We start from the raw sequence: 12,498 nt of genomic DNA on the forward strand, positions 1-12,498 counted from the left end.
CGGCTCAGAGCAACGTGGACATCGGCCTGCCCGCGAAGAAGGCCTCCAGGTTGTCCAGCACCAGCGTGACCGAGGCCTGGATCGCCTCGGGCGAGCGGCCGGCGATGTGCGGCGTGATGACCACGTTGGCGATGTCCAGCAGCTCGGCAGGCGGTGCCGGCTCGCTCTCGTAGACGTCGATGCCGGCCGAGGCGATGTGCCCTGCGCGCAGGGCCGCGGCCAGTGCGGCCGTGTCGACCACGCTGCCGCGCGCGATGTTGACCAGCGTGCCCTTGGGCCCGAGCGCCTGCAGCACCTCGGCGTTGACCAGGTGTCTGGTCTCTGCGCCGCCCGGCGTGGCCACGACCAGGTAGTCGGCCCATTCGGCCAGCGCGCGCACGCTTTCGAAGTAACGGTGCGGCAGTGCGGGCTTGGCGCTGCGGCTGTGGTAGCCCACGGCCATGTCGAAGCCGGCCGCGCGTTTGGCGATCTGCTGGCCGATGTCGCCCATGCCCAGCAGGCCCAGGCGCTTGCCGCTCACGGTGGGCGTGTAGGCGCTGAGCTGGTCGCGCCACAGGCCGCGGCGCACGCCCACGTCCATCTGCACGATGCCGCGCACGGCCGCCAGCAGCAGGCCGAAAGCATGGTCGGCCACGCAGGTGGCGTTGCTGCCCGCGGCGTTGGCCACGGCGATGCTGCGCGACTTGGCCGCCGCGACGTCGACAAGTTCGTAGCCCACGCCCAGCGTGTGCACGACTTCCAGCGCCGGCAGCGCGGCGATCTCCAGCGCCGTGAGGCCGATGGTGCCGATGGTCAGCACGGCGCGGATGCGCGGGCCGTGGTCGGCGATGGCCTGGGCGCGGCGTGCATCGTCACCGGCCTCGATCACGTCGAAGCGGTCGCGGAACTGTTGCATGTACTCGGCTTGCAGCGGGCACAGCACGAGCAGGGTGGGGCGGGAAGTCGTCATGGCGGAGGAAGCGGACAGCGAAAGCGCCGCAGTCTAGTCTCGGCCTCAGTTCGCGTAGGGGGCGATGGCCTGCAAAACCACATCCTGCAGCAGGGCGCGCGCCACCTTCTGCGTCTCGGTCGAGGGCCGGCGCGAGGAGCGCACAAGCGTGAGCTGGCTGGTCGGTCGCGGCGCCTGCAGCCGGCGCACCACGAGCGCGCCGCCATGGTCGATGTTGGCCAGCGTGTAGGCCGGCAGCACGGCGTGGCCGAAGCCCTCGCGCACCAGGCTCAGGATGGCGTTGAGTCCGTCGACCTCCATCGCAATGCGCAACGCGCAGCCCAGGCGCATGGTCTCGGCCTCCAGCAGCAAGCGGAAGGCGTTGGGGCGGCTGGGCAGGATCAGGGGCAGGGCGGCCGCGTCGCGCAGCGCCACCGCGGCGCGGGCCTTGCCTTTGCCCTCGGGCACCTCGGCACGCGGCGAGATCAGCACGAGCTCTTCCTCGTGCAGCAGGGTCTGCTCCATGTCGGGCGAGCGCTCGGGGTTGTAGAGCAGGGCCATGTCCAGGTTGCCCATGCGCAGGCTGTCGATCATGACCAGCGAGAAGCCCTCGGTCAGCGTGAGCTGGGCCTGCGGCAGCTTGGCGCGGAAGGCCTGGGTCAGCGGCACCGTGATGAGCCGCGACAGGCTGGGCGGCAGCCCGATGGACACGCGCCCGGCCAGCGCACCGCGCGCCACGCCGAGCTCCTCGCGCGCCACCGCCACCTGGTGCAGGATGCCGCGACCATGCTCGAGCAGCAGCTTGCCGGCTTCGGTGGGCGTGGCGCCGCGGCCGTTGCGGGCCAGCAGGTTCTGGCGCAGCTCCACCTCGAGCAGGCGGATCTGGCGCGACAGCGCGGGCTGGGCCACATCCAGTGCAATGGCCGCGCGCGTGAAGCTGCCGAGCTCGGCCACGCGGACGAAGTACTCCAGTTGCTTCAAATCCATGCTGTGAGTGTATGGAATATCGCTGACATAGCTATGCCATTTCGTTCTAGCTGATAGCAGGCTTGCAAGCTAGGCGGGTATGCGGCGCGCGCGCAGAATCCGCGCACACCGCAGAGCCCAACACGAGGAGCAACATGAGCCGCGAGACCCCCTTGATCATCGACTGCCACGGCCACTACACCACGGCACCCAAGGCGCTGGAGAACTGGCGCAACCAGCAGATCGCCGGCATCAAGGACCCGGCCGTTCGCCCCAAGGTCGCCGACCTGAAGATCAGCGACGACGAACTGCGCGAGTCCATCGAGACCAACCAGCTGCGTCTCATGAAGGAGCGCGGCAGCGACATCACCCTCTTCAGCCCGCGCGCCAGCTTCATGGCCCACCACATCGGCGACTTCGATGTCTCCAGCACCTGGGCCGCCATCTGCAACGAGTTGTGCTACCGCGTCTCCACGCTGTTCCCCGACCACTTCGTGCCGGTGGCCATGCTGCCGCAGTCGCCTGGCGTGGACCCGGCCACCTGCATCCCCGAGCTCGAGAAGTGCGTCAAGGAGTACGGCGCGGTCGGCATCAACCTGAACCCGGACCCCTCCGGCGGCCACTGGAACAGCCCGCCGCTGACCGACCGCCACTGGTATCCCATCTACGAGAAGATGGCCGAGTACGAGCTGCCGGCCATGATCCACGTCAGCACCAGCTGCAACCCCTGCTTCCACACCACGGGCGCGCACTACCTGAACGCCGACACCACGGCCTTCATGCAGCTGATCCAGGGCGACCTGTTCAAGGACTTCCCGACGCTGAAGTTCCTGATCCCCCACGGCGGCGGCGCCGTGCCCTACCACTGGGGCCGCTTCCGCGGTCTGGCGCAGGAGATGAAGAAGCCGCTCTTGAGCGAGCACCTGCTGAACAATGTGTTCTTCGACACCTGCGTGTACCACCAGCCAGGCATCGACCTGCTCAACACCGTGATCCCGGTCAAGAACGTGCTGTTCGCCTCCGAGATGATCGGCGCCGTGCGCGGCATCGACCCCACCACCGGCCATTACTACGACGACACCAAGCGCTACATCGCGGCGTCGACGATCCTCAGTGACGAGGACAAGCACCAGATCTACGAAGGCAACGTGCGCCGCGTGTTCCCGCGCCTGGACGCACGCCTCACCGCCAAAGGCCAATAAGGAGAACCGCATGTACGAACTCGGAGTCGTCTACCGCAACATCCAGCGCACGGACGCCGCGACCGCCGACGCGCTCGCCGCGCTGGGCTCGGCCACCGTGCACGAGGCCATGGGCCGCGTGGGCCTGCTCAAGCCCTACATGCGCCCGATCTTCCCGGGCGCGCAGGTGTCCGGCACCGCCGTCACGGTGCTGCTGCACCCGGGCGACAACTGGATGATGCACGTCGTCGCGGAGCAGATTCAGCCCGGCGACATCGTCGTGGCCGCGATCACGGCCGAGTGCACCGACGGCTACTTCGGCGACCTCTTGGCCACGAGCTTCCAGGCGCGCGGCGCGCGCGCCCTGGTCATCGACGCGGGCGTGCGCGATGTGAAGACGCTCAAGGAAATGAACTTCCCGGTCTGGAGCAAGGCCATCAGCAGCAAGGGCACGATCAAGGCCACCATCGGCTCGGTCAACATCCCCGTGGTCTGTGCCGGCATGCTGGTCACGCCGGGCGACGTGGTCGTGGCCGACGACGACGGCGTGGTCTGCGTGCCACGCGAGAAGGCCGCCGCCACGCTGGAAGCGGCGCGCAAGCGCGAGGCCAACGAAGGCGACAAGCGCGACAAGCTGGCCTCCGGCGTGCTGGGGCTGGACATGTACAAGATGCGCGAGCCGCTGGCCGCGGCCGGACTGAAATACATCGACTGAACGAAGAGACAAGCCATGACCAACACCCTTCGCCGCGCGCTGCTGCGCGCCGGCCTCGCCACCTGCGCCCTGGCCGCTGCCTTCGGTGCCGCTGCCCAGCAGTTCCCGACCAAGCCCGTGCGCATCATCACGCCGTTCCCGGTCGGCGGCGGCCCGGACGGCGTGGCCCGCCTGGCGGCCGACAAGCTCGCGCGCCTGTGGGGCCAGCCCGTGGTGGTGGAGAACCGCCCGGGCGGCAACGGCTTCATCGCCATCGACGCCTGGAAGCGCGGCGCCAAGGACGGCACCGACCTGCTGGTGCTGGACAACGTGCACCTGGCCGCTTACCCGGCGCTGTTCAAGAAGCTGCCCTACGACCCGCAGAAGGACTTCGACATCGCGCTGCCGCTGTTCAAGACGCACTTCTTCTTCACGGTGCCGACCAACAGCAAGTACAAGACCGTGGGCGACATCATTGCCGACGCCAAGGCGCACCCGGGCAAGCTGAACTACGGTTCCTGGTCCGTGGGCAACCCCGTGCACCTGGGCTCCGAGCTGTTCGAGAGCGTGACCGGCACGCAGATGGAGCACGTGATCTTCAAGGAGACCACGCAGCTCTACACCTCGGTTGCCACGGGCGACATCGACTTCGCGCTGGGCAGCGCCGGCACGGCCGGGCCGCTGTACCGCGCCGGCAAGCTGCGCCTGGTGGCCTTCGCCGCCAACAAGCGCTCGGCCGATTTCCCGGACATCCCGACGGTGGCCGAATCGGGTGGCCCCAAGGACTTCGAGGTCACGGGCTGGAACGTGATCGCCGTGCCGCCGGGCCTGCCTGCCGCCACGGTGGACAAGATCCGCAAGGACCTGGCCGAGATCCTCAAGGACAAGGATTTCGTCGAGCGCTTCAAGACCTTCGGCTACGAGCCCTTCCCGACCACGCCCGAGCAGTTCCAGGCCACCGTCAAGGCCGAGACGCAGCGCTTCGGCGATGTGATCCGCAAGGCCAACATCACCCTGGATTGAGGACACCCCCATGAGCAAACCCACCACAGGCCCTTTCGAGAAGACCGCCGGCTGGCTGGACTGGTACGCCGGCCCGAGCCAACCGCGTTTTGCGCTGCCGGCCGGTGCCGTCGACGCGCACTGCCATGTGTTCGGCCCGGGCGCCGAGTTCCCCTACGCGCCCGAACGCAAGTACACGCCCTGCGATGCCAGCAAGGCGCAGCTCTACGCTCTGCGCGACCACCTGGGTTTCGCGCGCAACGTGGTGGTGCAGGCCACCTGCCACGGCGCCGACAACCGCGCCATGGTCGATGCCTGCAAGTCTTCGGGCGGCAAGGCGCGCGGCGTGGCCACGGTCAAGCGCAGCATCAGCGACGCCGAACTGCAGGAGTTGCATGACGCCGGCGTGCGCGGCGTGCGCTTCAACTTCGTCAAGCGCCTGGTGGATTTCACACCCAAGGACGAGCTCATGGAGATCGCCGGCCGCATCGCCAAGCTGGGCTGGCATGTGGTGATCTACTTCGAGGCCGTGGACCTGCCCGAGCTGTGGGACTTCTTCACGGCGCTGCCGACCACCGTGGTGGTGGACCACATGGGCCGGCCCGACGTGACCAAGTCCGTGGACGGGCCGGAGTTCGCGCTGTTCGAGAAGTTCATGCGCGAGCACACCAACGTGTGGAGCAAGGTCAGCTGCCCGGAGCGTCTGTCGGTCGCCGGACCGAAGGCCCTGAACGGCGAACAGAACGCCTACCAGGACGTGATCCCGTTCGCGCGCCGCATCGTGGAGCAGTTCCCCGACCGCGTGCTGTGGGGCACCGACTGGCCGCACCCCAACCTCAAGGATCACATGCCCGACGACGGCCTGCTGGTGGACTTCATCCCGCACATCGCGCCCACGGCCGAGCTGCAGAAGAGGCTGCTGGTCGACAACCCGATGCGGCTCTATTGGCCGGAGGAGGTCTGACATGGCCCTGAACAAGCCGTACCTGGACGTGCCCGGCACGACCATCTTCGACGCCGACCAGTCGCGCAAGGGCTACTGGCTCAACCAGTTCTGCATGAGCCTCATGAAGGCAGAGAACCGCGCGCGCTTCAAGGCCGACGAGGACGCCTACCTGGCCGAGTGGCCGATGACCGACGAGCAGAAAGCCGCGGTGCGCGCACGCGACCTGAACTGGGCCATGCGCACGGGCGGCAACATCTACTTCCTGGCCAAGCTGGGGGCCACCGACGGGCTGTCGTTCCAGCAGATGGCCGGCAGCATGACGGGCATGACCGAGCACGCCTACCGCGACATGATGATCGGCGGTGGCCGCAGTGCCGAGGGCAACCGTGTGGTGGGAGAGGGCGGCAACGCGCAGGGTGCGCCCGCGCAATCGCAGGCCTGGAAGGATTGGGAGCTGACGCACCAGCAGGCCCTGGCCGCACAGATCATGGGCGAGCACGCTGCGCGCCAGACCGGCGCCGATGCACCGGCCGCCCATGCGCAGATCACGGCTTCGGTCTACACCTCGCACGTGCCGGCCATCGGCGCGGCGATCGACCATGGCAAGACCGAGGAGGCCTACTGGAAGCCGCTGTTCGCGGGCTACGAGCCGTCCAAGCAATGGATGCGCGAGAACCGGCCGGACGTGGTGTTCCTGGTCTACAACGACCATGCGACCAGCTTCGACCTGGGCGTGATCCCGACCTTCGCGATCGGCACGGCGGCCGAGTTCGAGCCCGGTGACGAGGGCTACGGCCCGCGGCCCGTGCCCAAGGTCATCGGCCATCCCGACCTGGCCTCGCACATCGCGCAGTCGGTGATCCAGCAGGACTTCGACCTGACCATCGTGAACGAGCTCAAGGTGGACCACGGCCTCTCGGTGCCCATGAACCTGATGTTCGGCTCGCCCGAGGCCTGGCCGGTCAAGGTGATTCCGTTCCATGTGAACGTGGTGCAGTACCCCGTGCCCTCGGGCGCACGCTGCTTCGCGCTGGGGCAGGCGATCCGCCGCGCCATCGAGTCCTACGACGAGCCGCTCAAGGTGCAGATCTGGGGCACGGGCGGCATGAGCCACCAGCTGCAGGGCCCGCGCGCCGGCCTGATCAACAAGGAATGGGACAACAAGTTCCTGGACCGTTTGATCGCCGAGCCGGCCGAGTTGGCCAAGGTGCCGCACATCGAGTACGTGCGCGAGGCCGGCAGCGAGGGCATCGAGCTCGTGATGTGGCTGATCGCCCGCGGCGCGATGGCCGACGTGGCCGGTGGCCCGGCGCCCAAGCTCAAGCACCGCTTCTTCCATGTCCCGGCGTCCAACACCGCCGTGGGCCACCTCATCCTGGAGAACTGAACATGACGATCAAAGTAGCCCTCGCCGGTGCCGGCGCCTTCGGCATCAAACACCTGGACGGCATCAAGAACATCGATGGCGTCGAAGTCGTCTCGCTGATCAGCCGCGACCTCGACAAGACCAAGGAAGTCGCCGACAAGTACGGCATCGGGCATGTCACCACGAACCTGGAAGACAGCCTGGCGCTCAAGGAAGTGGACGCCGTGATCCTGTGCACGCCCACGCAGATGCACGCCTCGCAGACGCTGGCCTGCCTGAAGGCCGGCAAGCATGTGCAGGTGGAGATTCCGCTGTGCGACGTGCTGAAGGACGGTGAGGAAGTGGTCAACGTGGCCAAGACCAGCGGCCTGGTGGCCATGTGCGGCCACACGCGCCGCTTCAACCCCAGCCACCAGTACGTGCACAAGAAGATCGTGGCCGGCGAGTTCAACATCCAGCAGATGGATGTGCAGACCTACTTCTTCCGCCGCACCAACATGAACGCGCTGGGCCAGGCCCGCAGCTGGACCGACCATTTGCTGTGGCACCACGCGGCCCACACGGTGGATCTGTTCGCCTACCAGGCCGGCAGCCCCATCGTGAAGGCCAATGCGATCCAGGGCCCGATCCACAAGGACCTGGGCATCGCGATGGACATGAGCATCCAGCTCAAGGCCGCCAACGGCGCGATCTGCACGCTCAGCCTGTCGTTCAACAACGACGGTCCGCTCGGCACCTTCTTCCGCTACATCGGCGACACGGCGACTTACATCGCGCGCTACGACGACCTGGTCAACGGCAAGGAAGAGAAGATCGACGTGTCCAAGGTCGACGTGTCGATGAACGGCATCGAGCTGCAGGACCGCGAGTTCTTCGCTGCGATCCGCGAAGGCCGCGAGCCCAACAGCAGCGTGGCCCAGGTGCTGCCCTGCTACCAGGTGCTGCACCAGCTGGAGCAGCAGCTGAACGGCTGAGCGCCGCGCGGCGGCCTCAGCTGGCCGCCGCCGTACCGGTCCCGGTTCTCTTGAGGATGCGCCGCACCGTCTCACGGCTCACCGAACCCAGTCCGAATTGCTGGCGTGCTGCACGTTCCAGCTCGAGCAAGGTCCAGCGCTGGCGGCCTTCCGGTGGGTCGGAACTGGCCAGCGCCATCACGCGTGCCTCGGCGTCCGCGCCGTAGCGGCGCGGACGGCCCGAGCGGGCCAGATCGAAGACAGCGCGCTCCACGCCCCCTTGCAGGTAGGCGGCCCGCGTGCGCCACAGGGCCGTGCGGCCGACCCCTAGCACCTCCAGGATCTGCGCCTCGGGAATACCGCGGTCCAGGCACCACAGCACATGGGCCCGGTTGACCTCGCGCGCGTGGTGCACGCCCTTGCTGCGAATTTCTTCGACCGTGCGCCGATCTTCTGCCGTCAGTTGCAGCTCGACCTGCCTCATGAGTACATCTCGTGTGCTGTTGGAAGGATTGTTTTAATGTATTCAAAGCACTGCGAATTCCATCCCTGCATGAATGAAACAGATTGTTATTGCGTGTCGGCGTGGGATGGCGGCATCGTTGCGGTCGGGCGCGGATGCCTGGGGTGGCGGTAAGCTCGCGCGCATGCAAATACGCTCCATCGGACCCTTCACCGTCTCGGCCATCGGCCTGGGCTGCATGAACCTGAGCCACGCCTATGGCGTGCCGCCGTCGCCCGAGCAGGCCGAGCGCCTGCTGCTGGCCGCACTGGACGCAGGCGTCACGCTGTTCGACACGGCCGCGCTGTACGGTTTCGGCGCCAACGAGGAACTGGTCGGCCGGGTGCTGAAGGACCACCGCAGCCGCTTCACGCTGGCCAGCAAGGGCGGCATGGCCGGCGTGCGCGGCGACGATGGTGTCGTGCGCCGCGTGATCGATGGCCGGCCCGAAGCCCTGCGCCGCAACTGCGAGGACAGCCTGCGCCGCCTGAACACGGACGTCATCGACCTGTACTACCTGCACCGATGGCACAAGGAGGTGCCGATCGAGGACAGCGTGGGTGCGCTGGCCGACCTCGTGCGGGCCGGCAAGGTGCGCACCATCGGCCTGTCGGAAGTGTCGGCCGCGACCATCCGCAAGGCGCACGCGGTGCACCCCATCACGGCCGTGCAGACCGAGTTCTCGCTGTGGACACGCAACCCCGAGATCGCCGTGCTCGAGGCCTGCCGCGCCATCGGCGCCGCCTTCGTGGCCTTCAGCCCCTTGGCCCGTGCCTACCTGACCGACACGCTGCACGACGTGGCCACGCTGGACGCCAAGGACATCCGCCGGCCCATGCCGCGCTTCGCGCCGCAGAACTACGCGGCCAATCTGCAGTTGCTGCCGCCCTACGTGGCCTTCGCGCGCGAGCTGGGCTGCACGCCGGCCCAGCTGGCGCTGGCCTGGCTGCTGCACAAGGCGCCGCACATCGTGCCGATCCCGGGCACCACGAACCTGGCGCACCTGCAGGAAGACCTGGACGCCGCCAGGGTGCAGCTGACGCCCGCGCAGATGGCGCGCGCCGAGGCGCTGATCGGCCAGCACAACGTGGTGGGCCCGCGCTACGCGCCACAGGCCACGGGCGAGGTCGACACCGAGAACTTCGCATGAGAGCTTGAGAGGCAATCGCTTGAGCTCACGCAAGACCCCGGCAAGTGCCGGCTGGCGGGCGCATGGTGGTGTTCGGGACCTTGCCCTGCGGGCACCACGTCGTGCGCCCAATCAACTGCCTCCCAAGCTCTGAGATAAACCGAAACAAAGCGAAACCGCCCCGAGACCCCCGTGGGGCGGTGCGGCGGCACCATCGCTGCCATGTTCACTTCTCTTCAAGAGGCATGGCGATGAAATCCTGGATCAAGCGCAGTCTGGCGGGCCTGTTCGGTGCCGCCGTGGTGGTCGGCAGCCTGTCGGCCTGCGGCCACCGGCCGCACGATGGCGGCTGGAACGCCAGCGCCGAGCAGATGGCCGAGCGCCGCGCCAAGATGGTGGCGCGCGTGGCCGACAAGCTCGACCTGGATGCCGCGCAGAAGGCCAAGCTCGAGGTGCTGGCCGGCAAGCTGTCCGAGCAGCGCAGCGCGCTGATGGCCGGCGCCCATCCGCGCGAGCAAGCCCAGGCCCTGGTGGCGGGCGAGAAGTTCGACCGTGCCGGCGCGCAGGCGCTGGTGGACCAGAAGACCGATGCACTGAAGGCCAAGGCGCCCGAGGTCGTGACTGCGCTGGGCGACTTCTACGACAGCCTCACGCCGGCCCAGCAGCAGAAGGTGCGCGACTTCATGCAGCGCCGCGGCGGCTGGCATCGCGGATGACAATGCGGTTCATGCGGCCCCCACGCTCATCGCTTCGCGTATCGCAGCCCCCCGAGGGGGCGCATCAAGGCCTTCGGGCGGCCGGGCGGCGTTGATGCCCCGCATCCTGCTGATCGACGACGACGCCGACCTGGGCGCTCCACTGGCCGCGTACTTCGCGCGCTTCGAGCTGGAGCTGCTCCAGGCCCTGCACCCGGACGAGGGGCTGGCGCGTTTGCGCGCGGGTGGCTTCGACGCCGCCATCCTGGACGTGATGCTGCCCGGCATGGACGGCTTCGCGCTGTGCCGCGCGATCCGCAAGGACAGCGACCTGCCCGTGCTCATGCTGACCGCGCGCGGCGAGGTCATGGACCGCGTGGTCGGCCTGGAACTCGGCGCCGACGACTACATCCCCAAACCCTTCGAGCCGCGCGAACTGGTGGCGCGCGTGCAGACCGTGCTGCGCCGGCGTGTGGCGCCGGCAGCGCCTGCCGACGATGCGCGCCTGCGCTTCGAGGGCCTGGAGATCGACCCCGTCACGCGCAGCGTCTGGCGCGGCGGCCAGGCGCTGGAGCTGACCGGCACCGAGTTCGAGCTGCTGCAGCTGCTGGCGCGCGAGCCCGGCCGCGTCTGGAGCCGCGACGACATCCTGAACCAGCTGCGCGGCCACGAGGCCGAGCTCTACACGCGCGCGGTGGACATCGTCATCAGCCGGCTGCGCAAGAAGCTCGAACCGCTGGACGCGATCAAGACGCTGCGCAACGCCGGCTATGCGCTGGCGCTGGCGCCGCGGCCGGGCCGTGGCTGAAGCGCGCGTGCGGGGCTGGCACCGGCGCGCGCACCGTGCCATGCGGCATTCGCTGCGGCTGCGGCTTGTCACGCTGTTCCTGCTGCTGGCGCTGGCCATGTCGGCCAGCTTCCTGTTCGGCATGCAGCGGGCGATCTCCATGGGCTGGCGCGACGCCGTGCGTCCGCTGGCGGCCGACTACGTGGACCGGCTGGTCGCCGAGATCGGCAGCCCGCCCAGCGTGGCACGCGCGCAGGCGCTGACGGCACGCTTGCCGGTCAGCGTGAGCATCTCCGGCCCATCCATCAACTGGAAGAGCGAGCCCGATGGCGGCCGTGAGCGCTACCGCGACCGCGACGGGCGTGAACATGAATTCCTGCGCCGCACCACAGCCGATGGCCACGTGGTGGAACTGGGCCTGTCGGTCGCGACCTGGCAGGAAAAGCCGCGCCGCGTCGGCTGGATGACGTTGTCGGTGCTGCTGGTGCTGACGATGCTGGCCTGGATCTACGTGCACCGCCTGCTGCGGCCGCTGCGCGACATCGGCGCAGGCGCGCTGCGCTTCGGCGCCGGAGACTTCGCCGAGCCGATCCCGGTACGCCGGCATGACGAGCTCGGCCAGCTGGCTGAAGGCGTCAACACCATGGCGCAGGACATCCACGGCATGCTGGAGGCCAAGCGCGGCCTGCTGCTGGCCATCAGCCACGAGCTGCGCAGCCCGCTCACGCGCGCGCGCCTGCACACCGAACTGCTGCCTGAAACGGCCGAACTCGCGCCCACGCGCGAGGCGCTGCTGCGCGACCTGGCCGTGATGCGCGACCTCGTCACCGACCTGCTGGAGAGCGAGCGCCTGGCCGTGCGCCACGCCGCGCTGCAGTTGGAGCCGACCGACCTCGCCGCGCTGGCGCGCGAGGTGCTCGATGGCATGGGCGGAGAGGGCGGCCAGATGCCGCGCCTGCAGGTGGCAGGTGGCTTGCCGCAGCTGCCGCTGGACCGTGCCCGCATGCGCCTGCTGCTGCGCAACCTGCTCGGCAACGCGCAGCGCCACAGCGGCGGTGCGCCGCAGCCGCCCGAACTGCATCTGCAGCCCGAGAACGGCGGCATCCGCCTGCGCGTGCGCGACCACGGCCCGGGCGTGGACGCTTCCGTGCTGCCGCACCTGGCCGAACCCTTCTACCGGCCCGCTGCCGCGCGCGAGCGCAGCAGCGGTGGCGTGGGGCTGGGGCTGTACCTGTGCCGCCTGGTGGCACAGGCCCATGGCGCGACCTGGCAGGTGGCCAATGCCCACCCGGGACTGGTGGTGCAGGTGGACCTGCCGGCACCCGGCCAGACTTGAAAAAGCCCGCTGG

13 protein-coding genes and 1 pseudogene are annotated in these 12,498 nt (G+C 68.7%); 11 read left to right on the forward strand and 3 right to left on the reverse strand.

What is annotated here, in order from left to right; all coding sequences use genetic code 11:
• Positions 1 to 4 precede the first annotated feature (4 nt).
• A complete protein-coding gene (locus tag ASF45_RS26435; RefSeq protein ID WP_056670555.1) occupies positions 5 to 949 on the reverse strand; it encodes a 2-hydroxyacid dehydrogenase in 945 nt (314 codons plus the stop codon).
• Positions 950 to 994: 45 nt separating this feature from the next.
• A complete protein-coding gene (locus ASF45_RS26440; RefSeq protein WP_056670558.1) occupies positions 995 to 1,915 on the reverse strand; it encodes a LysR family transcriptional regulator in 921 nt (306 codons plus the stop codon).
• A gap of 152 nt (positions 1,916 to 2,067) precedes the next feature.
• Here ASF45_RS26440 and ASF45_RS26445 point away from each other — a divergent pair, with 152 nt between their 5' ends.
• The 7 genes and pseudogenes from ASF45_RS26445 (at position 2,068) to ASF45_RS26470 (ending at position 8,057) form a co-directional block, all read left to right on the forward strand.
• Complete coding sequence (locus ASF45_RS26445; protein ID WP_056670945.1) at positions 2,068 to 3,096, forward strand: amidohydrolase family protein; 1,029 nt, start codon at positions 2,068 to 2,070, stop codon at positions 3,094 to 3,096.
• 10 nt (positions 3,097 to 3,106) lie between these two features.
• Positions 3,107 to 3,790, forward strand: coding sequence for a 4-carboxy-4-hydroxy-2-oxoadipate aldolase/oxaloacetate decarboxylase (gene ligK / locus ASF45_RS26450; protein WP_056670561.1), 684 nt, complete (start codon positions 3,107 to 3,109; stop codon positions 3,788 to 3,790).
• Between the two features lie 15 nt (positions 3,791 to 3,805).
• Positions 3,806 to 4,792 carry a tripartite tricarboxylate transporter substrate binding protein gene (locus tag ASF45_RS26455; RefSeq protein ID WP_056670565.1) on the forward strand — a complete coding sequence of 329 codons (987 nt, stop codon included), beginning with the start codon at positions 3,806 to 3,808 and terminating at the stop codon, positions 4,790 to 4,792.
• A gap of 10 nt (positions 4,793 to 4,802) precedes the next feature.
• Positions 4,803 to 5,735 carry an amidohydrolase family protein gene (locus ASF45_RS26460; protein ID WP_056670568.1) on the forward strand — a complete coding sequence of 311 codons (933 nt, stop codon included), beginning with the start codon at positions 4,803 to 4,805 and terminating at the stop codon, positions 5,733 to 5,735.
• 1 nt (position 5,736) lies between these two features.
• Positions 5,737 to 6,057: pseudogene (gene ligA / locus ASF45_RS36685) on the forward strand (protocatechuate 4,5-dioxygenase subunit alpha); the annotation flags it as partial.
• Between the two features lie 147 nt (positions 6,058 to 6,204).
• Positions 6,205 to 7,104 (forward strand): class III extradiol dioxygenase subunit beta, encoded by a 900-nt coding sequence (locus ASF45_RS26465; protein ID WP_056670947.1) that lies wholly within the window; start codon positions 6,205 to 6,207, stop codon positions 7,102 to 7,104.
• A 2-nt stretch (positions 7,105 to 7,106) separates the two neighbouring features.
• Entirely contained in the window at positions 7,107 to 8,057 is a 951-nt protein-coding gene (locus ASF45_RS26470) for a Gfo/Idh/MocA family oxidoreductase (protein ID WP_056670571.1), read from the forward strand.
• 16 nt (positions 8,058 to 8,073) lie between these two features.
• Here the strand turns inward: ASF45_RS26470 and ASF45_RS26475 are convergent, their stop codons facing one another.
• Positions 8,074 to 8,520, reverse strand: coding sequence for a helix-turn-helix domain-containing protein (locus ASF45_RS26475; RefSeq protein ID WP_056670575.1), 447 nt, complete (start codon positions 8,518 to 8,520; stop codon positions 8,074 to 8,076).
• A 163-nt stretch (positions 8,521 to 8,683) separates the two neighbouring features.
• Between ASF45_RS26475 and ASF45_RS26480 the strand changes: the two genes are divergently transcribed.
• The 4 genes from ASF45_RS26480 to ASF45_RS26495 all read left to right on the forward strand — a co-directional run bounded on the left by ASF45_RS26480 (position 8,684) and on the right by ASF45_RS26495 (position 12,485).
• On the forward strand, positions 8,684 to 9,688 hold the full coding sequence (locus tag ASF45_RS26480; protein ID WP_056670951.1) for an aldo/keto reductase: 1,005 nt from the start codon (positions 8,684 to 8,686) through the stop codon (positions 9,686 to 9,688).
• A 230-nt stretch (positions 9,689 to 9,918) separates the two neighbouring features.
• Positions 9,919 to 10,383, forward strand: coding sequence for a Spy/CpxP family protein refolding chaperone (locus tag ASF45_RS26485; RefSeq protein WP_056670578.1), 465 nt, complete (start codon positions 9,919 to 9,921; stop codon positions 10,381 to 10,383).
• Between the two features lie 94 nt (positions 10,384 to 10,477).
• Positions 10,478 to 11,170, forward strand: a complete 693-nt coding sequence (locus ASF45_RS26490) for a response regulator transcription factor (protein WP_056670582.1) — start codon at positions 10,478 to 10,480, stop codon at positions 11,168 to 11,170.
• The gene (locus ASF45_RS26495) at positions 11,133 to 12,485 is read left to right on the forward strand and encodes a HAMP domain-containing sensor histidine kinase (protein WP_056670585.1); all 1,353 of its coding nucleotides are present in this window, start codon (positions 11,133 to 11,135) and stop codon (positions 12,483 to 12,485) included. The genes ASF45_RS26490 and ASF45_RS26495 overlap by 38 nt, the downstream gene beginning before the upstream one ends.
• Positions 12,486 to 12,498 lie beyond the last annotated feature (13 nt).

The organism is Pseudorhodoferax sp. Leaf265 (assembly GCF_001422365.1).
Taxonomy (GTDB): domain Bacteria; phylum Pseudomonadota; class Gammaproteobacteria; order Burkholderiales; family Burkholderiaceae_C; genus Pseudorhodoferax.

Excerpts from the sequence above, each read along its gene's own strand:
- ASF45_RS26485 (WP_056670578.1), top strand. The coding sequence starts at position 9,919 with ATGAAATCCTGGATCAAGCGCAGTCTGGCGGGCCTGTTCGGTGCCGCC.
- ASF45_RS26495 (WP_056670585.1), top strand. The coding sequence starts at position 11,133 with ATGCGCTGGCGCTGGCGCCGCGGCCGGGCCGTGGCTGAAGCGCGCGTG.
- ASF45_RS26465 (WP_056670947.1), top strand. The coding sequence starts at position 6,205 with ATGGGCGAGCACGCTGCGCGCCAGACCGGCGCCGATGCACCGGCCGCC.
- ASF45_RS26470 (WP_056670571.1), top strand. The coding sequence starts at position 7,107 with ATGACGATCAAAGTAGCCCTCGCCGGTGCCGGCGCCTTCGGCATCAAA.
- ASF45_RS26440 (WP_056670558.1), bottom strand. The coding sequence starts at position 1,915 with ATGGATTTGAAGCAACTGGAGTACTTCGTCCGCGTGGCCGAGCTCGGC.
- ASF45_RS26460 (WP_056670568.1), top strand. The coding sequence starts at position 4,803 with ATGAGCAAACCCACCACAGGCCCTTTCGAGAAGACCGCCGGCTGGCTG.
- ligK (WP_056670561.1), top strand. The coding sequence starts at position 3,107 with ATGTACGAACTCGGAGTCGTCTACCGCAACATCCAGCGCACGGACGCC.
- ASF45_RS26480 (WP_056670951.1), top strand. The coding sequence starts at position 8,684 with ATGCAAATACGCTCCATCGGACCCTTCACCGTCTCGGCCATCGGCCTG.
- ASF45_RS26455 (WP_056670565.1), top strand. The coding sequence starts at position 3,806 with ATGACCAACACCCTTCGCCGCGCGCTGCTGCGCGCCGGCCTCGCCACC.
- ASF45_RS26435 (WP_056670555.1), bottom strand. The coding sequence starts at position 949 with ATGACGACTTCCCGCCCCACCCTGCTCGTGCTGTGCCCGCTGCAAGCC.
- ASF45_RS26475 (WP_056670575.1), bottom strand. The coding sequence starts at position 8,520 with ATGAGGCAGGTCGAGCTGCAACTGACGGCAGAAGATCGGCGCACGGTC.
- ASF45_RS26490 (WP_056670582.1), top strand. The coding sequence starts at position 10,478 with ATGCCCCGCATCCTGCTGATCGACGACGACGCCGACCTGGGCGCTCCA.